Source organism: Micromonospora tarensis (assembly GCF_016803395.1).
Classification (GTDB): domain Bacteria; phylum Actinomycetota; class Actinomycetes; order Mycobacteriales; family Micromonosporaceae; genus Micromonospora; species Micromonospora tarensis.
In genome coordinates this window covers 1-20,608 of record NZ_JAEVHL010000109.1, presented here as the reverse complement: position 1 = coordinate 20,608, position 20,608 = coordinate 1, and the positions used below count along the sequence as shown (strand labels likewise).

23 protein-coding genes are annotated in these 20,608 nt (G+C 71.9%); 10 read left to right on the top strand and 13 right to left on the bottom strand.

The window, feature by feature from the left end; genetic code table 11:
- Both JM949_RS20390 and JM949_RS20385 read right to left on the bottom strand, forming a co-directional pair.
- A partial coding sequence (locus JM949_RS20390) for an MFS transporter (RefSeq protein ID WP_203149991.1) occupies window positions 1-495 on the bottom strand: 495 nt, incomplete at its 3' end.
- Between the two features lie 41 nt (window positions 496-536).
- The gene (locus tag JM949_RS20385; protein WP_203149990.1) at window positions 537-1,121 is read right to left on the bottom strand and encodes an ArsR/SmtB family transcription factor; all 585 of its coding nucleotides are present in this window, start codon (window positions 1,119-1,121) and stop codon (window positions 537-539) included.
- A gap of 234 nt (window positions 1,122-1,355) precedes the next feature.
- On the opposite strand from JM949_RS20385, the gene JM949_RS20380 reads away from it, so the two are divergent.
- On the top strand, window positions 1,356-3,494 hold the full coding sequence (locus tag JM949_RS20380) for a HelD family protein (protein WP_203149989.1): 2,139 nt from the start codon (window positions 1,356-1,358) through the stop codon (window positions 3,492-3,494).
- Window positions 3,495-3,560: 66 nt separating this feature from the next.
- Here the strand turns inward: JM949_RS20380 and JM949_RS20375 are convergent, their stop codons facing one another.
- Genes JM949_RS20375 through JM949_RS20360 form a run of 4 tightly spaced genes read right to left on the bottom strand, consistent with a single transcriptional unit; the run spans window position 3,561 to window position 5,915 of the window.
- Window positions 3,561-4,172, bottom strand: coding sequence for a hypothetical protein (locus JM949_RS20375; RefSeq protein WP_203149988.1), 612 nt, complete (start codon window positions 4,170-4,172; stop codon window positions 3,561-3,563).
- A gap of 5 nt (window positions 4,173-4,177) precedes the next feature.
- Window positions 4,178-4,579 carry a YbaB/EbfC family nucleoid-associated protein gene (locus tag JM949_RS20370; protein ID WP_203149987.1) on the bottom strand — a complete coding sequence of 134 codons (402 nt, stop codon included), beginning with the start codon at window positions 4,577-4,579 and terminating at the stop codon, window positions 4,178-4,180.
- 11 nt (window positions 4,580-4,590) lie between these two features.
- Complete coding sequence (locus tag JM949_RS20365; protein ID WP_203149986.1) at window positions 4,591-5,517, bottom strand: WXG100 family type VII secretion target; 927 nt, start codon at window positions 5,515-5,517, stop codon at window positions 4,591-4,593.
- Window positions 5,514-5,915, bottom strand: coding sequence for a WXG100 family type VII secretion target (locus JM949_RS20360; RefSeq protein ID WP_203149985.1), 402 nt, complete (start codon window positions 5,913-5,915; stop codon window positions 5,514-5,516). The genes JM949_RS20365 and JM949_RS20360 overlap by 4 nt, the downstream gene beginning before the upstream one ends.
- Window positions 5,916-6,049: 134 nt before the next feature.
- Between JM949_RS20360 and JM949_RS20355 the strand changes: the two genes are divergently transcribed.
- The 6 genes from JM949_RS20355 (at window position 6,050) to JM949_RS20335 (ending at window position 9,530) form a co-directional block, all read left to right on the top strand.
- The gene (locus JM949_RS20355) at window positions 6,050-6,688 is read left to right on the top strand and encodes a transporter (protein WP_203149984.1); all 639 of its coding nucleotides are present in this window, start codon (window positions 6,050-6,052) and stop codon (window positions 6,686-6,688) included.
- Window positions 6,685-6,996: a transcriptional regulator gene (locus JM949_RS20350; RefSeq protein WP_203149983.1), complete on the top strand. Its 312-nt coding sequence runs from the start codon at window positions 6,685-6,687 to the stop codon at window positions 6,994-6,996. The genes JM949_RS20355 and JM949_RS20350 overlap by 4 nt, the downstream gene beginning before the upstream one ends.
- Entirely contained in the window at window positions 6,993-7,922 is a 930-nt protein-coding gene (locus tag JM949_RS20345) for an ABC transporter ATP-binding protein (RefSeq protein ID WP_203149982.1), read from the top strand. The genes JM949_RS20350 and JM949_RS20345 overlap by 4 nt, the downstream gene beginning before the upstream one ends.
- Before the next feature lie 10 nt (window positions 7,923-7,932).
- Window positions 7,933-8,247 (top strand): hypothetical protein, encoded by a 315-nt coding sequence (locus JM949_RS37430; protein WP_238433546.1) that lies wholly within the window; start codon window positions 7,933-7,935, stop codon window positions 8,245-8,247.
- Complete coding sequence (locus JM949_RS20340) at window positions 8,169-8,669, top strand: ABC transporter permease (protein WP_238433545.1); 501 nt, start codon at window positions 8,169-8,171, stop codon at window positions 8,667-8,669. The genes JM949_RS37430 and JM949_RS20340 overlap by 79 nt, the downstream gene beginning before the upstream one ends.
- 96 nt (window positions 8,670-8,765) lie before the next feature.
- On the top strand, window positions 8,766-9,530 hold the full coding sequence (locus tag JM949_RS20335; protein ID WP_203149981.1) for a VOC family protein: 765 nt from the start codon (window positions 8,766-8,768) through the stop codon (window positions 9,528-9,530).
- A 133-nt stretch (window positions 9,531-9,663) separates the two neighbouring features.
- Here JM949_RS20335 and JM949_RS20330 read toward each other — a convergent pair whose 3' ends face one another.
- The 4 genes from JM949_RS20330 to JM949_RS20315 form a co-directional block, all read right to left on the bottom strand.
- Window positions 9,664-10,461, bottom strand: a complete 798-nt coding sequence (locus JM949_RS20330) for an ABC transporter ATP-binding protein (protein WP_203149980.1) — start codon at window positions 10,459-10,461, stop codon at window positions 9,664-9,666.
- Entirely contained in the window at window positions 10,458-11,558 is a 1,101-nt protein-coding gene (locus JM949_RS20325) for a FecCD family ABC transporter permease (protein ID WP_407664792.1), read from the bottom strand. The genes JM949_RS20330 and JM949_RS20325 overlap by 4 nt, the downstream gene beginning before the upstream one ends.
- A 77-nt stretch (window positions 11,559-11,635) precedes the next feature.
- Complete coding sequence (locus tag JM949_RS20320; RefSeq protein ID WP_203149979.1) at window positions 11,636-12,565, bottom strand: ABC transporter substrate-binding protein; 930 nt, start codon at window positions 12,563-12,565, stop codon at window positions 11,636-11,638.
- A 356-nt stretch (window positions 12,566-12,921) separates the two neighbouring features.
- On the bottom strand, window positions 12,922-14,802 hold the full coding sequence (locus tag JM949_RS20315; RefSeq protein WP_203149978.1) for a M14 family metallopeptidase: 1,881 nt from the start codon (window positions 14,800-14,802) through the stop codon (window positions 12,922-12,924).
- 211 nt (window positions 14,803-15,013) lie between these two features.
- Between JM949_RS20315 and JM949_RS20310 the strand changes: the two genes are divergently transcribed.
- Complete coding sequence (locus JM949_RS20310; protein WP_203149977.1) at window positions 15,014-16,351, top strand: C39 family peptidase; 1,338 nt, start codon at window positions 15,014-15,016, stop codon at window positions 16,349-16,351.
- 63 nt (window positions 16,352-16,414) lie between these two features.
- On the opposite strand, the gene JM949_RS20305 is transcribed toward JM949_RS20310, so the two are convergent.
- From JM949_RS20305 to mqnE, 3 genes are all read right to left on the bottom strand, one after another.
- A complete protein-coding gene (locus JM949_RS20305; protein WP_203149992.1) occupies window positions 16,415-16,714 on the bottom strand; it encodes a DUF4229 domain-containing protein in 300 nt (99 codons plus the stop codon).
- Between the two features lie 72 nt (window positions 16,715-16,786).
- A complete protein-coding gene (locus JM949_RS20300; RefSeq protein ID WP_203149976.1) occupies window positions 16,787-17,224 on the bottom strand; it encodes a hypothetical protein in 438 nt (145 codons plus the stop codon).
- Between the two features lie 23 nt (window positions 17,225-17,247).
- Window positions 17,248-18,417: an aminofutalosine synthase MqnE gene (gene mqnE, locus JM949_RS20295; RefSeq protein WP_203149975.1), complete on the bottom strand. Its 1,170-nt coding sequence runs from the start codon at window positions 18,415-18,417 to the stop codon at window positions 17,248-17,250.
- Window positions 18,418-18,656: 239 nt separating this feature from the next.
- Between mqnE and JM949_RS20290 the strand changes: the two genes are divergently transcribed.
- Complete coding sequence (locus JM949_RS20290; RefSeq protein WP_203149974.1) at window positions 18,657-20,210, top strand: C40 family peptidase; 1,554 nt, start codon at window positions 18,657-18,659, stop codon at window positions 20,208-20,210.
- A gap of 114 nt (window positions 20,211-20,324) precedes the next feature.
- A partial coding sequence (locus JM949_RS20285; protein ID WP_203149973.1) for a hypothetical protein occupies window positions 20,325-20,608 on the top strand: 284 nt, incomplete at its 3' end.

The window sequence follows — 20,608 nt, the reverse complement described above, 5'->3', positions numbered from 1 at the left end:
CCGGGTGCCGAACTGCCCCACCAACAGACCGGCGAGCGCCGGGCCGCCGAGCGCGCCGAGCGAGACGGCGGTCTGGCTGATCGCGCTCGCCCGGGGCAGGTCGGCCGGTCGCACCATCGCCGGCAGCAGCGCCGCCAGGCAGGGCTGGGTCACCGCGAGCCCGCACGCCAGCAGGGTGACCAGCCCGACCACCAGGACCGGCTGCTCGACCATGGCGAGGAGCGCGCAGATCGCGGCCTGCCCGAGGCCGACGGTCACCAGCAGCGTCCGGCTGTCCATCCGGTCGGCGAGTCGGCCCGCGAGCGGGGCGAGCACCACCAGGGGCAGGGTGGCCGCCAGCAGCAGTCCCGACACAGCCAGCCCGCCGGCGCCGGCCCCCTGTAGGGCGAGCGCCAGAGCCGTCGCGGCGAGGAAGTCGCCGCAGATCGTGGTGCCCCGGGCGGCGGAGGCGAGCCAGACGTCCGACCAGCGCGACTCGACAGTTGTGAAGGACATACTTCGAAAATAAGCCTTCACAACTGTCGGGGCAACCCCCGCTAGGCCAGCGGCACCGTCAGGTACTGCACCGCGACCGTGCGCGCCCCCGGCGGTGGATCACCGTGACGCCGGCGCGGGTGGTACGGCCGGAGCAGAGCCAGCACCGCCTCGTTCAGCTCGGCCAACTCCTCGGCGGTGAGCAGCAGCAGCGCGTCGCTGAACAGCGTCTGGTCGTACCACTCGGCCGGCTCGTCCCCGGCGCGCCGCGACCAGTCCCGAATCCGCTCCATGGCCCGGACCGCGTGCGCCTCCATCAACGCCTGCTCGGCCGCACGCGCCGCGGGCCCGGCGTCCCGCCCCGCGTCGACGAACCAGCTCGCACTTGGCACGCGCCACACCCGCTCGCGCGCATCCCCCCGACTCGGCGCCTGCTCGACCAGGCCGAACTTCGCCAGGGCCCGAAGGTGGTAACTGGTCGCGCTGGGCGAAAGGCCGACCACCTCCGCGCACTCGGTGGCGGTGCCGCCATCCGCGCGGCTGTTCAGATATTCCATGATCGCTATTCGGGCCGGATGAGCCAGGGCCCGCATCACCTGCGGGTCGCTGATCGCCATCCGGCGCGGATCGGGGCGGGCCTCGGTCATCAGCCCATGATCCCGGCAGGCCCGGCAACCTGCCATCACCCCGGGCGACACGCCAGCTCGGTCGAGTGGTCGTCTCGGTAATTCGCTGGAAGGGGCGGACTGGAGAGCGTAGGGTTGCAGGCCGCTTGACGGCCGAGGTGAGCTGCACCGGAACGGACGTCTTCGCGCCGGGTGGCCGGCCATCCGCGCCCGGACACGCGAGCGCGCAGCAGATGTGAACGATGGGACGTCAGCATGCCCGCACTTGACCTCGGCCCCCACCCCGACACTCACCTCGACGCGGATCTGGCGGCCGAACGCGCACACCTCGCCACCTCGCGCGCGGCGCTGGGCCGGATGCGCGAGCGGGCCGAGTCGCTCTTCGCGACCGGTGACCAGGTGGCCGGCGACGCGTACGCGGCGGAGACGCTCGGCCGCACCCTGGCTCGCCGGGTCGCCGAACTGGCGGACGACCCGACCACGCCGCTCTTCTTCGGCCGCCTCGACTTCGGCGACACCACCGGCGGCAGCACCACCGACAGCGCACCTGCCGACGACGGGGCCGAGGCCAGTGGTGATCACGACGGTCGGCGCTATCACGTGGGGCGGCGGCACGTCACCGACGAGCGTGGCGAGCCGTTGGTGCTGGACTGGCGGGCACCGGTCTCCCGGTCGTTCTACCGGGCCAGCGCGCGTGACCCGCAGGGGGTGGCCGTTCGACGACGGTTCGGGTTCAGCAACGGGGTGCTGACCAGCTTCGAGGACGAGCGGCTGGATCGGGGCGAAGAACTCGGCACCACCAGTCGGATCCTCACCGCCGAGATCGAGCGTCCGCGCGTCGGTCCGATGCGGGACATCGTCGCCACCATCCAGCCGGAGCAGGACGAACTGGTCCGCGCCGACCTCGCCGACTCGATCTGTGTGCAGGGCGCCCCGGGTACCGGTAAGACGGCGGTCGGCCTGCACCGGGCCGCGTACCTGCTCTACCTGCACCGGGAACGGTTGCGGCGGGCGGGCGTGCTGATCGTCGGGCCGAACCGGGCGTTCCTGTCGTACATCGCGGCGGTGCTGCCGGCGCTCGGTGAGGTCGAGGTCGAACAGGCCACCGTGGAAGAGTTGATCTCCCGGGTGGAGGTCCGGGCGGTCGAGCCCCCGACGGTCGCGGCGCTCAAGCACGACGTACGGATGGCGGATGTGCTGCGGCGGGCGGTGCAGGCGCAGATCGGCACACCCACCGAGCCGATCACCGTGTCGGACGGTTCGTTCCGGTGGCGGATCGGGCTGGAGCCGTTGCACCGGATCGTCGACGAGACTCGCGGGGAGGGGCTGCCGTACAGCACGGGCCGGGAACGGGTCCGGGCGCGGGTGGTGAGCCTGCTGCAACGGCAGGCCGAGGCGCGGCGTGCGGAGTCGCCGAGCGATGCCTGGCTGCGCCGGATGAGCCGGTGCCGCCCGGTGATCGAGTTCCTGGACGCGGTCTGGCCGGCGCTCACCCCGGAAGGGCTGGTACACGGCCTCCTCTCCGACCCGGCACGACTCGCCACCGTGGCGGACGGACTGTTCAGCGACACCGAGCAGGCGTTGCTCTGCTGGGCCAAGCCGGCCCGCACGCCGAAGGCGACCCGCTGGACCGCCGCCGACGCGCTGCTGATCGACGAGGCGGCCGGGCTGCTGGAACGGTCCTCCGGGTTCGGGCACGTGGTGGTGGACGAGGCGCAGGACCTCTCCCCGATGCAGTGTCGGGCCATCGCCCGGCGCAGCGAGCACGGCTCGGTCACCCTCCTCGGTGACCTCGCCCAGGGCACCGCGCCGTGGGCGGCGCGAGACTGGCGGGAGTCCCTCGTCCACCTGGGTAAGCCGGACGCCGTGGTGGTGCCGTTGACTGTCGGTTTCCGGGTGCCCGCCGCCGTTGTCGCCTTCGCGAACCTGCTGCTCCCGGCGCTCGCTGTGGACGTACCACCGGCCGAGTCGCTGCGCCACGACGGCGGCCTGGACGTGCGTACGGTGACCGATCTGACCGCGGCGACGGTGGCCGAGGTGCGCGCGGCGCTGGCGCACGACGGTTCGGTCGGTGTGATCGCCGCGGACGACGCGGTCGACGGGCTGCGGGCGGCGCTGGCCGACGCCGGTGTGGCGACCGCGACCGCCGACGACGTGGCGGCCGCCGAGCGGGTCACCGTGGTGCCCGCGACGCTGGTCAAGGGCCTTGAGTACGACCACGTGGTGGTGGTCGAGCCGGCCGCGATCGTGGCGGCCGAGCCGCGTGGGCTGCACCGGCTGTACGTGGTGCTGACCCGGGCGGTGTCCCGGCTGGCGGTGCTGCACCAGGAGCCGCTGCCCGCGCCGTTGTCGAACGGGTCGGTGCCGACCGGCCCAGCGACTGCCGAGGGCTGAGCCGCCACCGAGGGCCCAACCACCGAGGGTGGACCAGTCGCGACCCGGGTCGGTGATCGCCGGCGGCTAGCGGCTGGTGAGGGCGGCGGCGATCTCGCGCAGTGGCTTGCCGGGCTCGGCGATCGGCACGGTGAACGCCAGCCAGGAGCCGTCGGTGAAGTCGATCCGGAGCCGCTTGGGGTTGAGCCGGTGCCAGCCCACCCGGGCGTTGGCCACGCCGGCCCGGGGCGTCGACCAGACCACCCGGGTCTCGGCCGCCGCCCGCTCGTCGTCAGCCTGGCTCGACCAGAGCTTCACCGGCCCGGAGGCGCAGACCAGCAACCGCCGGTCGGTGACGGCGAGGATGGTGTCCTCGATCGTGGTCGCCGGGGGCACCGGACGTCGGGAGTGGTGCAGGGTGGACGCGGCCGAACCCGGCGCCCCCCGTCCGGCGATCCCGTAGGTGATGCGGTCGACGAGCCGGTCCCCCGCCGGAAAGGAGATCAACGGCGAGATCAGGTTGAGCAGCACTCCGGCGACGATGCCGCCACGGCCGCTGCCGGACGACTGAGGGCTCGCCGGAGTCGGGGGATCTGCCGGCAGGGCACCCTGGGCGATCCCCGCCTTCGCGATGGCGAGCACCCGTTCGCCCGGCTCGACGAGCTGGTTGAGCCGTTCCTGGTAGCGCGCGTCGACCATCGGGCTCAGTACCAATCCGGGCGGTCGTCGGGCATCCCGCTGCCACCGGCCGTGCCGCTGTCGGTGGCGGGTCGGCTGTCGGTGGCCGGTCGGCGGCCACCGGGGGCGTCGGCGATCACCTCGCCGACCAGTTCGCGCACCCGGGCGGCGGCCGCTTCCTGGGCGCGCTTGGCCGCGACGGTGAACTCCTCGGCCAGGGTGTACGAGTCGAAGCGCATCGCGCGGGCGTTGACGTCGGTCGAGACGATCGTGCCGTCCGCGGCGGCGGTGACCCGGACCAGGCCGGAGTCGCTCACGCCCTCGGCGCTGCTCTCTTCCAGCTCGGCCATCTTGCCGGCCAGGTCACGTTGCCAGCTGTCCAGGTTGCGGGCCAGTGCCTCGATGCGGTCCAGACCGGGGAAGGTCATGTCGGTCCCTATCAGGTCAGGATGGAGTCGAAGACATTCTGCACGCCCTTGGTGTAGGGGCCCAGATCTTCGCGGTACGTGCCGTCCACCAGGTAGTTGCGGTCCTTGGTGCCGTCGGAGACGTCGTGCAGCCCGACGCCGGTGTCCAGCAGGGCCCCGCCGAGGCCGGGGATGTTCACCGGGGACGCCTGGTTGATCAGGAACTTGCCCGGGAAGAGCGTCTTGAACTTCTCGATCTGGAACGCCCTGGCCTCGGCTGTCCAGCCGGACTTGTTCCACGCCCGGTAGGCCTTCTTCGCCTTGCGGATCTCCAGGACCGCCCGCCGGTACTTCATCAGCAGCTCGGCGACCTTCTGCATCTTGGTGGCCAGCTTGGTCAGGATCTCCGCGAACCGTGCGACGATCTTGACCATCCGACCGACAGTGGTGGCGAGCTTCGCCAACACCCGGACGACCGTCGCCGCGAGCGAGATGCCGGCACTGAGCGCCGCCGCCACCGCCGCGATGATCACCTCGGTGAGGAACCAGAGCAGGAACTCAAGAATCAGCTCGACCAGCAGGTTGAACGCGTCGACCGCCGCGTTGGCCGCGTCGACCAGCACCTCCTTGGTGCCGTCCAGGCCGCGGGCCAGCTCCTCGATCGCCTCCTCCACCGACTCCATCGAGGCGTGGAAACTCTCGGCGGCGTCGCCCGACCAGGCGCCTCGGAGGCGGGCCCGGTGCTGGGCCTGCTCACCGGCGAGCTGACGGACCGCCTCGCCGGTGGTCAGGCAGAGCTGCGCGGCCTGCATCAGGTCGTCGGGCTCACCGGCGACCAGTTCGAGGAGCTGCTCGAACGGCCAGAGCACCGCGTTGGACAGCGGCTTGAACGGGTCGGGTGTGCCCGACACGATCTGCTCGAAGTAGGTCTTGTTGCGCTGCAACGCCTCGGTGCTCACGCGGGCACCGGCCCGGTCGAGCCGTTGGTCGCCGGAGAGCCCGGCGACCAGGGGCCGGGGGCGATCCCGTCGGGAGCGGCGGGGCGGCCGGGCACGAACATGTCGGTGTTTGCCACGTCGGTGCCGGTGTAGGCGTCGGCGGTGTCCCTGAGCCCGTCGGCGATGTCCGCCATGACCTCGGCACCGTCGGCCAGCCCTTGCAGGCACGCCTCGAACTGCTCGGCGTACGTCGCCGCCAGGCTGAACGACGCCGGCATCACCCCGAACGCGTGCCGGGGGACGTGCCCGTCGCCGAACAGGCGGTGCAACTCGCGAAAGCGCGCCGCCCGGTCGGTGGACGCCTTGGCGAACGCCATCAGCGCCTCCGGCTGGACCTCCAGCTCACTCGGGCTCGACACGGATCCTCCCCTGTGGCCTGTGCGACGAATCAGCCGCTGCGACTCCCACCATAGGCACTACTCGTGGCCATCGGTGACCCGTGCGGCGACGTCGGGGGCATCCCACTTCGACTTTGTGCCGTAAAGTAGTTTGCGTGGATCCAGACGACGATCTTCCCCCCACCGACGCCGCGGCCGCGCTCCAGCTGATCCAGGACCAGCGATCGGTGGCGGCACGCCGCCTCGCCCCCGACGCCCGCCTGCTCTACTGGCCCTGGGGAGTCGCCTGGCTGGTCGGCTTCGGGCTGTTCTTCCTGCGGTTTCCCCCCGGCGAGCGGGAGTTGGTCGGGTTGCCGTCCTGGCTGCCGCTCACCGTTCTCTTCGCGCTCCTGCTGGCCGCCGCCGCGACCCAGGCGGCAGTCAGCGTGCGGGCCTACGGCCAGGTGTCCGGCGAGTCCGCCCGCCGGGGGCAGTGGTACGGATGCGCCTGGGGCCTCGGTTCGGTGAGCGTCTACGCGGGGTTCGGCCAGATCACCGAGCACCTGCCGCACGACCTGGCGTCGCTGCTCTGGTCGGCGACCGCCGTCGGGCTGACCGGCGCGCTGCACATGGCCGGCGGCGCGATCTGGCTGGACCGGGACCTGTTCCGGCTGGGCGTCTGGATCAGTGTGATCAACCTGGTCGGCGCGATCGCCGGGCCCGGCTGGCACGCGCTGGTCGTGGCGGTGGCCGGCGGTGGCGGGATCCTGGTCGCCGGCGCGATCGCCCGACGGCGACAGCGGCAACGGTCGTGACCGAGCTGGACCCGGTCATCCACGCGCAGGCCCGGCTGCGGGTGGTCGCCAGCCTCTCCGCTCTCGGCGACGGCGACCGGATCGCCTTTCCCCGCCTCCAGGAGCTGCTCGCGATGACCGCCGGCAACCTCTCCGTGCACCTGCGCAAGCTGGAGGAGGCGGGCTACGTGGAGATCAACAAGACCCACCATGGACGGACACCGACAACTTTGGTCCGGCTCAGCCCGCGAGGCCGACTGGCGTTCGAGGAGTACACCGAAGCGATCCGCACCCTGCTCGACCCCACCCCGTCGAAGGAGCAGTCATGACCCTCGCCCGCGCCGACCAGGTCAGCCGCCGGTACGGCGACGTCCTCGCCCTCGACCGCGTCGACCTGGAAGTCCGGGCCGGTGAGCTGGTCGGCCTGCTCGGGCCGAACGGCGCCGGCAAGAGCACCCTGATGAACCTGTTGGTGGGGCTACGCCGCCCCAGCTCGGGGCGGGTCGAGCTGTTCGGCGGTGACCCGCGCGACCCGGCGACCCGGCGGCAGATCGGGGTCACCCCGCAGGAGACCGGCCTGCCGGGCACGCTGCGCGTCGGCGAGGTGGTCGACTTCGTCTCCGCGCACTACCCGGACCCGGTGCCCCGGGCCGAGCTGCTCGACCGCTTCGGCCTGGCCGAACTGGCCCGACGGCAGACCGGTGGGCTCTCCGGTGGGCAGCGCCGCCGCCTGGCGGTCGCGTTGGCGTTCGTCGGCCGGCCCCGGCTGGTGCTGCTCGACGAGCCGACCACCGGCCTGGACGTGGCCGCCCGGCACACCCTGTGGGAGGCGATCCGCGCGTTCCACGACGACGGCGGCACCGTGCTGTTGAGCAGCCACTACCTGGAGGAGGTCGAGGCGCTCGCCCACCGGGTGGTAGTCATCGGGCAGGGCCGGGTGCTCGCGGACGACACGGTGGACGCGGTGCGCGGCATCGTCGGCGTACGCCGGGTCAGCCTCGTCGCCGGCCACCTGCCCGACCTGCCCGGGGTGGTCCGCTCCGAACAGGTCGACGGTCGGCTGCACCTGCTCACCACCGACGCCGACGCGCTGGTCCGGGCGCTGGTCACGGCCGGCACGGCCTTCCGCGACCTGGAGGTACGACCGACCTCGCTGGAGGAGGCGTTCCTCGCCATCACCAACGGGGAGGCGACCGGACCCGCCAAGGACCGACCCACCCCCGCCGTTGCCGGCGGCCAACCCACCACCGTCTGAGGAGGCCACCGTGCAGCTCGCCCTGGTCCACGCCCGCTACCAACTCCTGGAGATCATCCGGATCCCGGTGGCCGTCTTCGGCAGCGCCTTCTTCCCGGCCGCCGCCATGATCTTCTTCGTGGTGCCCTTCGCCGGCGACGATCCGGCCGGTGCCACCTTCGCCACCGCCTCGATGGTCACCTTCTCGGTGATGAGCGCCAACATCTTCCAGTACGGGATCGGTGTCGCGGAGGACCGTGACCAGCCGTGGAACCCGTACACCAGGACCCTGCCGGCCGGGCCGCGCCCCGGTTCGCCGGCCGCGTGCTGGCCGGCCTGGCGCTGACGTACCTCTCGCTGATCCCGGTCACGGTGATCGGCGCGACCCTGACCGCCGCCGAGCTGACCCCGGTGGAGTTCCTGCTGGCCGCCGGCACCGTGGCCGTCATCTCGGTGCCGTTCACGCTGATGGGGCTCGCCATCGGCTACTCGCTGCCGAGCAAGGCGGCGATCGTGATCGCGCAGGTGGTGTTCCTGCCCCTGGCGTTCGGTGGCGGCCTGCTCTCCGCACCCGGTGACGCGCCCGGGTTCATCGAGACGATCGCGCCGTACCTGCCCACCCGGGGCGCGGCGGAGCTGATGTGGGCGGCGGTCGGCGACTACCGGGTCGAGCCGCTGGCGCTGACCATGCTCGGCGTCTGGGTGGTGCTGCTCGCCGGGCTCGCCGGCTGGGCGTACCGACGGGACGAGGGTCGCCGGTTCAGCTGACGATTCGTCCGTTTCGACCCCGGGCCGCGGCCGGACGGTGCCAGGATTTCCGGCAGGGGGGTCGCCGTGGCCGCCCCGGCCGAGAGGGGTCTTGACGTGAGCACCGTCCCGCCGGGTACGCCCTGCTGGGCCGACCTGGCCACCCCGGACCTGACCGACGCGCGGCGCTTCTACCCGGAGCTGTTCGGTTGGACCGGCCGGGTCACCCCGGAGCCCGAGGCGGGCGGCTACACGGTCTTCCTGCTCGACGGCAAGCCGGTCGCCGGGGCCGGTCCGCCGGCGATACCGGACCAGGTGCCGATCTGGTCCACGTACCTCGCCACCGACGACGCGGAACTGGTCGCCGGCCGGGTCGAGCGGGCCGGCGGCCAGGTCGTCGTGCCCCCGTTCGAGGTCTTCGACCGGGGCTGGATGGCCGTCTTCGCCGACCCGGCCGGCGCCACGTTCAGCGTCTGGCAGCCGCTGACGATGCCCGGCGCCGAGGTGTTCAACGTGCCGGGCGCGATGAGCTGGAACGAGCTGGTCACCCCCGACCCCGAGGGCGCGAAGATCTTCTACGAGCTGGTGTTCGGCTGGCAGCCGGACGACCAGGCGGTGGGCGCGCTGACGTACACCGGGTGGCGGCTCGGGACGCAGATCGTCGCCGGGATGATGCCGCCGCTGGCCGACGACTTCCCGGCCGATCTGCCCGCGTACTGGACGGTGTACTTCGCGGTCGCCGACGCGGACGCCGCCGCGGCCCGCGCCTCCGAGCTGGGCGGCACGATCCTGGTCCCGCCCCGGGACATCCCGGCGGGCCGCTTCGCCGCCCTCCGCGACCCGCAGGGTGCCCTCTTCTCCGTCATCGACCTGGGCGCCTGACCCAGCCACGCCGATCCCGGCGTCCACCCGCCCCGCCGGGCAAGATCGTGCTCTTTCCTGGATGTAGTGGTCTTCCGACCTCCGGACGCCACTCTTTCCTTGTTCGAGCGCGATCTTGCGCCGCGCGGGCGGCTCAGGGGCGGGTGGGGCGGACGGGGACCACCAGCGGGCCGTGGGCGCCGGGGACCACCCGGACGCTGGCCCGGTAGTGGGTCGCGAGCAGGTGCTCGGTCAGCACCTCGGGCGGGGTCCCGGCGGCGACCACCCGACCGCCGGCGAGCAGCACCATCCGGTCGGCGTACTCGCCGGCCAGGGAGAGGTCGTGCATCGTGGCCAGCACGGTCAGGCCGTGCTCGCGGCGTAACTGGTCGACGAGTTCGAGCACCTCCTGTTGGTGTCCGATGTCGAGCGCGCTGGTGGGCTCGTCGAGCAGCAGCAGCGTCGCACCCTGGGCGAGCGCCCGGGCGAGGAACACCCGCTGCCGCTCGCCCCCGGAGAGGGTGGCCAGCTCGCGACGGTGGAAGCCGGCGAGGTCCAGCCGGCGGAGCACCTCGTGCACGGCGTCGACGTCGGCGGTCGACTCGCGACCCAGGGCGGGGATGTACGGGGTGCGCCCCAGCAGCACGTAGTCCAGCACCGACATGCCGGGCGGCACCACCGGGGACTGGGCCACCGTGGCCACCACCCGGGCCCGCTCCCGACGACGCAGCGCGGCACTCGCCGTACCGAACAGGGTGATCGCTCCCGGCGCGGGCAGCAGGCCGCCGACGGCGCGCAACAGGGTGGATTTCCCGGCACCGTTCGGGCCGATCACGGTGACCCACTCGCCGACGGCGACGGTGAGGTCGACGCCGGTCAGGATCGGCGTGCCACCCAGGCCGACGTGCAACCCCCGCACCTCGACGGCCGGCACCCCGGGCTCCGGGATCACGTGAGCACCCGCCGGGCGGTCCGCAGCACCAGCACGAAGAACGGGCCGCCGAGGAGGGCGGTCACCACCCCGATCGGCACTTCGGTGGGCGCGGCGGCGGTCCGGGCCACCACGTCGGTCAACGCCAGGAACGCGCCGCCGAAGAGCAGTGACATCGGCAGGATCACCCGGTAGCTCGACCCGGCGAGCAGTCGGACGGTGTGCGGCACGATGATGCCGACGAAGCCGATCAGCCCGGTCGCGGAGACCGCCGCCGCCGTGCCCAGCGAGGCGGCGGCGATCAACAGGTACCGGGTGCGCTGCGGGTGCAGCCCGAGACTCCGCGCCTCGTCGTCGCCGACCGCGAGGACGTCCAGCTCACGGCGGTGCAGCAGCACCACCACTGTGGTCAGGACCGCGTACGGCAGCACCAGCAGCACGTCGTGCCAGCCGGCGGTGGCCAGCCGGCCGAGCAGCCAGGAGTAGACCGGCTGGATGCTGTCCGCGTGCTGTTGCAGCAGGTACGTCTGCCCCGCCGACAGGAACGCGGAGACCGCCACCCCGGCCAGGATCAGCATCGCCGGTGACCCGCGTCGCCCGCCGGCCGCGCCGAGCACGTAGGTCATCGTCACGGCGAGCAGTGCACCGGCGAACGCGGCCAGCGGAATGGTCATCGGCAACCCGGAGAGCGTGCCCTGCCGGCCGGCGCCGCCGAGGGCGATCGCGGCGGTGACCGCGAGGCCGGCGCCGGCGGCCACCCCGAGCAGGTACGGGTCGGCCAACGGGTTGCGGAACACCCCCTGGTAGCAGCCGCCGGCGAGGGCGAGCAGGCCACCGACGAGCAGACCCAGCACCACCCGGGGCAGGCGCAGCTCGGTGACGATCGCGATCTCGCGCTCGGTCAACCCGCTGTCGAGGTGCACCCCGGGAAACAGGTTGAGCAGCTCGGCGGCGACGCTGCCCGGGGGCAGGCTCACCGGGCCGAGCGACACCCCGGCGACGAGCGCGACGAGCACCGCGAACAACCCGGCGACCAGCCACCGTTTACGCAGCCCGGCGGCCGGGACACCGGGGGCGCCCGGCAGGCCGGGCCACGGGCTGTGGCTCGGCCTGCTCAGCTGGTGGCGGTGTCTCGGCCGGTCGTTGGATAGGTGTCGGGTCGGACACCTGTCGCGGCCCGGTCACCGGACGACTGTCACGCGGGCACCTTGGCGACCGCGTCGATGATCACCCGGAGCAGCTCCACGACCCGCGGGCCCCAGCGCGAGGCGATGTCGTCGTCCAGCGCGATGACCTGGTTGTTCTTCACCGCGGTGAGGCCGGCCCAGCCGCTGCGCGCCTTGACCGTGTCGGCGTTCTGCTGGCAGCACTTCGCGTCGGCCAGGAAGACGAAGTCCGGGTCGGCCTTGACGATGAACTCCTGGGACAGCTGTGGGTAGCCGGCGTTCTTGCCGTCCGCGTCGGCCGGGTCGGCGATGTTGGTCAGCCCGACCTGGCTGTAGAGCGAGCCGATGAAGGTCTTGCTGGTGGCGCTGTACAGCTCGGGGCCCAGCTCGTGGAAGTAGCTGAGCTTCTCGGCGCGCTGCGGCAGGTCCTTGACCAGCTTGGCGATGTCGTCCTTCATCCGGGTCACCACGTCGGTGGCCTGGTCGGCGTGCCCGGTCAAGGTGCCCAGCTCGGTGATCTGCCGGTACGAGTCGTCGAGGGTGGTCGCCGCCGGGGTCTGGTACACCGGAATCTTCAGCTTGCCGAGCTGGTCGACGATCTTGTTGCGGTCGTCGGAGAGCACCACCAGGTCGGGATTCTTGCCGGCGATCGCCTCGGCGTTCGGCTGGAAGGCGGAGAGGTCGGTCCTGGGCGCGTCGGCCGGGTAGTTGGACTGGGCGTCGACGGCGGTCACCTGCGGCCCGGCACCGATCGCGAAGAGCATCTCGGTGGCGCTCGGCGACAGCACGACGATCTTCTCGGGACGCTTGTCGAGGGTGAGCGCGCCGACCGTGACCGGGTAGGCCTCGGCTGCGGTGCCGGCGCTCGGCTTGTCGTCGGCCTGCTCGGCGCAGGCGCCGAGGGTGAGCGCGGCCACCGCGAGGGTCGCGGCGAAGAGCCGAGGGGTACGTCTGAACATCGGAGCCTCCTGTCGGTCGAGGAGTGTGGTGCTTCGCCGACAGGGACTTTCGTGCGCCCGCCCACGAGGCGCCCTTCCTCGAGAGCGCGTATCGCGACCGATCCGTAGGCGACCTGGCTCGTCCCCACCGGGCGGGCGGGGCATCACAGTTGCGGGACAGCGCCGGGATGAGCACCGGCTTCGCTGCGGACTGGTCGCTAAGACGGTAGCGCACCGTTCCGAGGTGCCGAATCGATCACGCGTCGATCGGCGCCTGACTATCGGCCGGACCGCCGCGCGGTGCGGGATATGTCCCGGATCTGGAGGCTCGGAAGCGGGTGGTGGGGCCCCGCCGGGGCGGAGCGGGGCCCACCCGATCAGGAGGACGTGATGGTGACGTTGTCCACAGCCGCCTCCACCAGACTGGCACCGGAGGCGTCCGCCGCCTCGACGAGGATGCGCACCGACTGACCGGCGTACGGGCTGAGGTTCAGGTTGGCGACCGCCCAGCTGCCGTTGCGGTTGGCGGCCGCGCCGGCCTGGGTGAGCAGCGCGGTGGTGCCCCCGTTGTGCACCACGCTGACCCGCAGGTAGTCCGCCGACGAGGCGTTCGAACCGTGCGCCAGGTACCAGGCGAGCGAGAGGGTCAGCGTGCCGGACGACGGCAGGGTCACCGCCGGGGACCGGGCACTTGTCACGCCGCCGTCGAGGTCGTAGTCACCGGCCGCCGAGCCGGCGAGCCGGCCGGTGACCAGGTCGTTGGACCCGGCGTACGGGGTGAGCTGCTTGGCTCCGGAGGACGTGGTCGCCTGGGCGGCGCCCCGCTCGAACGCCCCGGCGGTCGCGGTGTCAGTGCCGGACGGGTTGATGGTCCAGCCGGTGGCGGTCTCGAAGGTGTCCGACCAGACAGTGGTGCCGCCCCCGCCACCGCCGCAGTACTGCGACTGCTTGCCGATGGCCCGGTACGGGCAGTCGGCGTACTCGCTGAGGATCAGCACCGCCTCCCGGTTGCGCGTGGTCTGCGCGGTGATCACCTCGTCGGGCGGGTAGAAACCGCCGCCGCCGGACGAGCCGGGGTACATCTCGAAGGTGTACGCCCAGATGTTGTGGGTGGCCCACATCCAGTCCAGGCTGTCCCCGTCGGTGATGTAGAGGTCGCTGGACTGCTCCGGGGTGTAGTTGTTGGTGGCCGCCATCTGCTGACCGATGGTGGCGAAGGTGTTGTACTGGTCCGCGTTCATCCCGGTCGCGGTGTTCGCGGTGGTGTAGCCGTACGGCCAGAGCACCAGCTCCGAGTACGTGTGGAAGTCGATGTTCGCCTTGATCTGCTGGACACCGCCGACGACACGACCGTTGACGAAGTTGCGCAGCGCCTGCGTCTCCGGCGCGGAGAACGCCGACGGGCCGCGGTAGGTCTCCGACGAGGTGCTGCCGGACGAGCCGCCGCAGCAGCCCCAGTTGTAGCCCCAGTTGCGGTTCAGGTCGGTGCCGACGTTCGACGAGCCGCTGTTGGGCTGCCGGTTCTTGCGCCAGGACCGGTACGACCCGGTGGCGATGTCGTACTCGCTGCCGTCCGGGTTGACCGTCGGCACGATCCAGATCTCCCGGCTGTTGACGATGTTGGTGATCCGGGAGTCGCCACCGTAGCTGTCGGTGAAGAGGTTGAGCAGGTAGATCGCCATCTCGACGGTCAGGTGCTCGCGGGCGTGCTGCTGGGAGTTGAACAGGATCTCCGGTTCGCTCTCGTCGGTGCCGACGTTGTCGGAGATCTTCACCGCCATCAGGTCGCGGCCCTCGTACGACGTACCAATGCTGATCTTGCGGGCGATCGCCGGATGGTCGGCGACCACCTGGTTCACGACGGCGGTCAGCTCCGCGTAGTCGTGGTAGTTGGAGTCGGCGGGCGGGAAGGCCAGCGTGCCGATCTCGCCGGCGCCGCGCTCGGCGTTGGGCGGTGGGGCCAGCGGTTCCAGCCGGAAGCCGAGCTTGCTGATCGCGGCGGCCTCACCGGCGGTGGCCGAGATGTGCAGCACGCCGTGTTCGGAGTAGTCGATGGCGGCTCCGGTGCGGGCCACCGCGTTGCGGTCGGCGAGGGTCCGCGGCCCGAGCACCCGGTAGCTGGCGGCGGCCGGCTCGGCGGTGCGGTCCGGTGCCGGTCGGGCGGCGACCGGGCCGGTGGCGACGGTGACGATGCCCAGCCCGGCGACGACGGCGAGCGCCAGGGCACGGCGGAAGGGGATAGACGTGCGGAGGGCCATGGACTACCTCCTCAGAGGGCGGGAGATCCCGCTCGGTGAAGGACACTTCACCACCTGTCACATGGTCATATCAATATCGATCGCTGCGTTATGCATCCCGAGCTGATCATCCCGGCGGCAATCATTTTCTATTCATCAACGTCTGGCGAAACTTCCCTCCAAGCGGAACACTGACCAGCGACGATGTCCCTCTCGACACCGCGGAGCATCCATGGCCAGATCCCGCCTGCGCGCCGCCGCCCTCGCCGGCGTCACCGCGTTCACCCTGCTCGCCACCACCGCGCCCGCGGTGGCGGCCCACCCACCCGCCACCGCCCACGACGAGCAGATCACCTTCCAGGACTGGTCCGGGCCCGCCGACTGGCACCGGGGCAGCCGGGCCGGCACCCGCGTCGTGCCCGGCGCCCGAGCCGGCGTCACCCTGGGCCGCCCGGCCGGCACGACGGAGTACGCCGACCCGCACACCGGGACCACCCGCACCTGGGAGTACGGCACCTGGACCTCCCCGGTGACCCAGATCGGGTTCGACGCCACCGAGCTGATCGCCTCGTGGAACGCGGAGACCCCCGCCGGCACCTGGATCCAGGTGGAGATGCAGGGCGGCTACACCACAGGTGACCAGACCCCGTGGTACGTCATGGGCCGCTGGGCGTCCGGCGACACCGACATCAGGCGGACCACCGTCAACCGACAGGGCGACCCCTGGTCGACGATCTGGACCGACACCTTCAGCATCGACGACGCCGCCGCCGGAGTGCTGCTGCGCTCGTACCAACTGCGGTTGACCCTCTACCGCGCGCCCGGACAGACCGCCGCGCCGGTGGTCCGGATGCTCGGCGCGATGGGCTCCACCGTGCCGGACCGGTTCACCGTGCCGCCGAGCGCCGGGCACATCGCCTGGGGCGTGGAGCTGCCGGTGCCGCGCTACTCGCAGAACGTGCACTCCGGGCACTACCCCGAGTACGACGGCGGCGGCGAGGCCTGGTGTTCCCCCACCTCCACCGAGATGGTGGTCGAGTACTGGGGCCGGCGGCCGTCGACGGCGGACACCTCCTGGGTGGACCCGACCTATCCCGACCCGACGGTCAACCACGCGGCCCGGATGACCTACGACTACGCGTACGACGGCGCCGGCAACTGGCCGTTCAACACCGCGTACGCGGCCAGCTTTCCCGGGCTTGAGGGACGGGTGACCCGGCTGCACTCACTGGACGAGCTGGAGCGCTTCATCGCCGCCGGGATCCCCGTGGTGACCAGCCAGTCCTTCCTCGCCAGCGAGCTGGACGGGGCGAACTACGGCACCTCCGGGCACCTCTTCGTGGTGGTCGGTTTCACCGCCGACGGCGACGTGATCGTGAATGACCCCGCCTCGTCCAGCAACGACGTGGTGCGCAACGTCTACAAGCGGGCCCAGTTCGAGCAGATCTGGCTGCGCACCAAGCGCACCAACGCCAGCGGCGGCGTCTCCAGCGGCTCCGGCGGCGTCGCCTACCTGATCAAGCCCGTCTCGAAGCCCTGGCCCCAGGTCCCCGGCTCCACCAACTGGTGACGGCTGCGTCGATCATGAAGTTGTCGCCCGACGGCGCGGCGTGTCGTGGCGATAACTTCATGGTCAACGCGGGGTGTCGGTGGGTTTGGTGGGGGGGTTTGGGGGGGTTGAGGGATTCTGGTCTTCGCCGGACAGGGCGGTGCGGAGGCGGTCCTTTTCGGCGCGGCGGCGCTTGGCGGCGCTGTCCATCTCCTCGGCCATCTCGTTGCGCCAACCCCGCAACAGGAAGAAGCTGAGCGCGGCCGAGAAGGCCAGGGCCAGGATCAACTTCAGGAACATGTCGATGTCGACCAGCCAGAGGGCGGCCAGCACGGCGACGAACAACCCGATCCGGCCCAGCGTGTACTTGAGCGCGGCGCTCACCCGCACCACTCCGTTCTCTCCGTCGCCCGCCACCGCGGCGGAACTGTCGATCCGCCCGGCGGGCGGTCGTGGTCAGCCGGTCCGGCGGGCCAGCCAGCGGACGCCGGGAAACCAGACCGCCGCGTACGCCACTGTGAACGCCCCCGCCGCCAGCGCCCCGGAGAGCAGCGGCGGCCACCCGGCGCCCAGACCGGCGACCAGCAGCCCGACGAAGACCCCGACGGCAGCGGCGACCACCGCCGCCACCACCCGGGCCGCGCCGAAATCCCAGGCCCGGAAGTCGTCCCAGAACAGCCAGGCCGGCAGGATAACCGCCAGCCAGCCATTGGTGTGCCCGAAGTGGCCAGCGCCGATCGAGGCGAACGCCCAGTCGAACAGCACCAGCGCGAGCACCCCGATGACCAGGCCGGCCAGGCAGACCCCGAGCAGATCACCCAGGGTACGGACCCGCCCCTCGGCGTCCCGGCGGGGAAACCCGCCCTGCTGCTCGGAACCTCGTTGCTCGGTCATCGACTGCGAGGGTACGTGGTGACTCAGGCCCAGACCTGCTGCGGCTCGGCGCGCCGCTCGGCCAGCGACGGGGCCTTGTCGTACTCCCGGACCACGTTGTAGCGGGTGTCCCGCTCCACCGGCTGGAAACCGGCGTCCCAGATCAGGTGCAGCAGGTCGTCGCGGTGCATGGTGTTCGGCGTGCCGTACGAGTCGGCGTCGTGCGTGATCTTGTATTCGACCACCGAGCCGTCCAGGTCGTCGACACCGAAGTTCAGCGAGAGCTGGGCCACCGACAGCCCGTGCATCACCCAGAAGTTCTTCACGTGCGGAACGTTGTCGAAGAGCAGCCGGGAGACCGCGAACGTCTTCAGCGACTCGGCCGGCGAGGCCATCGTGGTACGCGCCTGGATCCGGTTACGGATCTTGCCGTCCGCCGAGTCCACGAAGTCGTGCTGATAGCGCAGCGGGATGAAGACCGCGAACCCACCGGTCTCGTCCTGCAACTCGCGCAGCCGCAGCACGTGGTCGACCCGGTGCCGGGGCTCCTCGATGTGGCCGTACAGCATGGTCGCCGGGGTCTTCATGCCCTTGCGGTGGGCCAGCGCGTGGATCCGCGACCAGTCCTCCCAGTGGCAGGCGTGGTCGACGATGTGCTGCCGGACCTCCCAGTCGAAGATCTCCGCGCCACCGCCGGTCAGCGACTCCAGGCCGGCGTCCATCAACTCGTCGAGGATCTCGTCGGCGCTCAGGCCGCTGATCTTCTCGAACCACTGCACCTCGGTCGCCGTGAAGCACTTGAGCTTGACCGTCGGCAGCGCCGCCTTCAGCTCGCGCAGCACCTTCGGGTAGTAACGCCAGGGCAGCGTCGGGTGCAGGCCGTTGACGATGTGCAACTCGGTGAGCTGCTCGTCCTCCATCTCCTTGGCCTTGCGGACCGCCTCGTCGATGCGCATCGTGTACGCGTCCTTCTCGCCCGGCTTGCGCTGGAACGAGCAGTACGCACAGGACGCCGAGCAGACGTTGGTCAGGTTGAGGTGCCGGTTGACGTTGAACATCACCCGGTCGCCGTTGAGCTCGGTGCGCTTGTGGTGGGCGAGCCGCCCCAGCCAGGTCAGGTCGTCGCTGTCGTAGAGGGCGACCCCGTCCTCCCGGGTCAGCCGCTCACCGGCGTACACCTTCGCTTCGAGCTCACGCTTGAGTCCGGCGTCCATGGCACGTCCCTTCCACCTGCTGTCCGGATCGAGCCTACGTCGAGGGGCGGACCGTCGCGGCGGCGCGGTCGGCGACAGCGACCCACTTCACCAGACTCTCAGCCTCCCGTAACCCGGCGACGCATCGACATGAGTGGCGAGGTGCGGTAGTAACAAGGTGGGGCGGAACACACACACTGGTACCGTCCCGAACGCCGCGCCCACCGAGCGCGGCGACGAGCGGTGGGACGGGGAGCGGCATGGTCTACAGCGGGCGCGGGCGACGGCAGCGACGACGGAGCCCGGTGATCTCGCCGGTGCTGCGGCCGAAGCTCTGGGCTGCCCTGCTCGGTGCGATCGCCGCCGCTGTGCTGGCCACCCCCGCGTACGCCGAGCCCGGGGTGCCGACCACCGTGCCGGACACCGGCGCGCGGCCGGCGGTGACCGGCACACTCCAGCTACCCGGTGGCGCTCCCGTCGCCGGGGTGCCCGCCCCGCCGGTGGTCAACGTCGGCAACGGCCCGCTCGCCGCCGCGATCTCCGCCGGTGAGATGCAGGTCGGCGCGCTCGGCGAGTCGTTGCTGGTGAGCCGCCAGAAACGCGTCGACGCGCAGGCACAGCTCGCCGCGGCCGGCAAGGCGCTGGCCACCGCACAGGACACCCTGCTCCGCGCTCAGCAGACCGCCGACGCCGCCGCCGCCGAGGCGGTCAAGGCGGCTGCCGCCCTGCCCCCGGGCGAGCTGGCCCAGGACATCCGCGGGCTGAGCCGACTCCAGCAGATCACCCGGGGCGAGAAGGTCGAGGGCGGCACCACCGGGGTGACCGGGGAGCTGACCCGCGCCCGCGCCGGTGAGCAGGAGGCGTACCAGAAGCACGCCGCCGCCGAGGCCGCTCTCGCCGCCGCCGAGGCGGAGTTCAAGGCCGGCGAGACGGCGCTCCGCACGGCCGAGGCGAGCCTGCTCAAACTGCGCCGGGACAACGCCGCCGCGCTGATCGAGATCGAGCGCCAGCAAGAGGCCGCCGAGCAGCAGATCGGTGCCGGCTACGTCGTCAACCAGAGCGTCAGCGGGATGGCCGCGCACCCCCGGGCACTGGCCGCGGTCCGGTACGCGCTCGCCCAGCTCGGCGATCCGTACAAGTGGTCGGAGGAGGGGCCGGACCGGTTCGACTGCTCGGGCCTGATGTGGGCGGCCTACCGGTCGCCGGGCGCCGACTACTTCGACCTGCCCCGGGTCTCCCGCGACCAGTACGCCGCCACCCGGAGCCGGACCGTCCCGCAGAGCGCGCTGCTCCCCGGCGACCTGCTCTTCTTCGCCTCGGGCAGTAGCTGGACGACGATCCACCACGTCGGCATGTACATCGGCAACGGCAAGATGGTGCAGGCGCCCACGACCGGTGACGTTGTCAAGATCTCGGTCGTCCGCTGGTCCCGGCTGTACGCCGCCACCCGGGTGATCGGCGCGGTGCGGGCACCGGTGGTGACCGTGCCGACCCCGCCGCCGTCGACGCCACCCGCGAAGCCGACGCCCACGCCGACCAGCAAGCCCTCGGCCACCCCGACGCCAACCAAGTCGGCGACGCCGACGCCGACGCCGACCGGGTCGACCACCCCGAAGCCGACCGGCAGCGCGACGCCGACGCCGACCGGCAGCGCCACACTGAGTCCGACGAAGACCCCGAACAACACTCCGACGACCCTGCCCCCGGCACCGACAAACGCGCCGACCAGCGCGCCCGCGACGACCACGCCGAAGGCCAGCACGAGCGTGACGGGCAGTGCCAGCCAGTCGGGCAGCCCCAGCACCGCGGGCTGATCCGCCACGACCGGCTCCGGCTGTCCGCTCGGGAAGATCTGTGGCACCGTGACAAGCGGGCACATCCGACCCGACGTCACGGGTCCGGGTGCGAGCATGGCACGGAGGGCGGAGATGGCCGAGCAGAGAGATCCGGCGGAGACTGTCGACCCCAAGGTCGACCAAGCCGGGCCGCCAGGGTCCAGCACCACCGACCCGGTGGCCTCGACGGACGCCGATCCGGCTGCCCCCGACGTCGACCCGGCCGACCCGGCTGGCCTCGCCGTCGACCCGGCCGACCCGGCTGCCCCCGACGCCGACCCGGCCGACCCCAATGCCGACCCGGCCGACGCAGGCGTCGCCGCCGCAGCCGTCGGCCGAGGCTGGGAGCCGTCCTCCGTCACTGCCCGGGGCAGGCC

Excerpts from the sequence above, each read along its gene's own strand:
- JM949_RS20385 (WP_203149990.1), bottom strand. The coding sequence starts at position 1,121 with ATGACCGAGGCCCGCCCCGATCCGCGCCGGATGGCGATCAGCGACCCG.
- JM949_RS20380 (WP_203149989.1), top strand. The coding sequence starts at position 1,356 with ATGCCCGCACTTGACCTCGGCCCCCACCCCGACACTCACCTCGACGCG.
- JM949_RS20375 (WP_203149988.1), bottom strand. The coding sequence starts at position 4,172 with ATGGTCGACGCGCGCTACCAGGAACGGCTCAACCAGCTCGTCGAGCCG.
- JM949_RS20370 (WP_203149987.1), bottom strand. The coding sequence starts at position 4,579 with ATGACCTTCCCCGGTCTGGACCGCATCGAGGCACTGGCCCGCAACCTG.
- JM949_RS20345 (WP_203149982.1), top strand. The coding sequence starts at position 6,993 with ATGACCCTCGCCCGCGCCGACCAGGTCAGCCGCCGGTACGGCGACGTC.
- JM949_RS20320 (WP_203149979.1), bottom strand. The coding sequence starts at position 12,565 with ATGTTCAGACGTACCCCTCGGCTCTTCGCCGCGACCCTCGCGGTGGCC.
- JM949_RS20315 (WP_203149978.1), bottom strand. The coding sequence starts at position 14,802 with ATGGCCCTCCGCACGTCTATCCCCTTCCGCCGTGCCCTGGCGCTCGCC.
- JM949_RS20310 (WP_203149977.1), top strand. The coding sequence starts at position 15,014 with ATGGCCAGATCCCGCCTGCGCGCCGCCGCCCTCGCCGGCGTCACCGCG.
- JM949_RS20300 (WP_203149976.1), bottom strand. The coding sequence starts at position 17,224 with ATGACCGAGCAACGAGGTTCCGAGCAGCAGGGCGGGTTTCCCCGCCGG.
- mqnE (WP_203149975.1), bottom strand. The coding sequence starts at position 18,417 with ATGGACGCCGGACTCAAGCGTGAGCTCGAAGCGAAGGTGTACGCCGGT.
- JM949_RS20290 (WP_203149974.1), top strand. The coding sequence starts at position 18,657 with ATGGTCTACAGCGGGCGCGGGCGACGGCAGCGACGACGGAGCCCGGTG.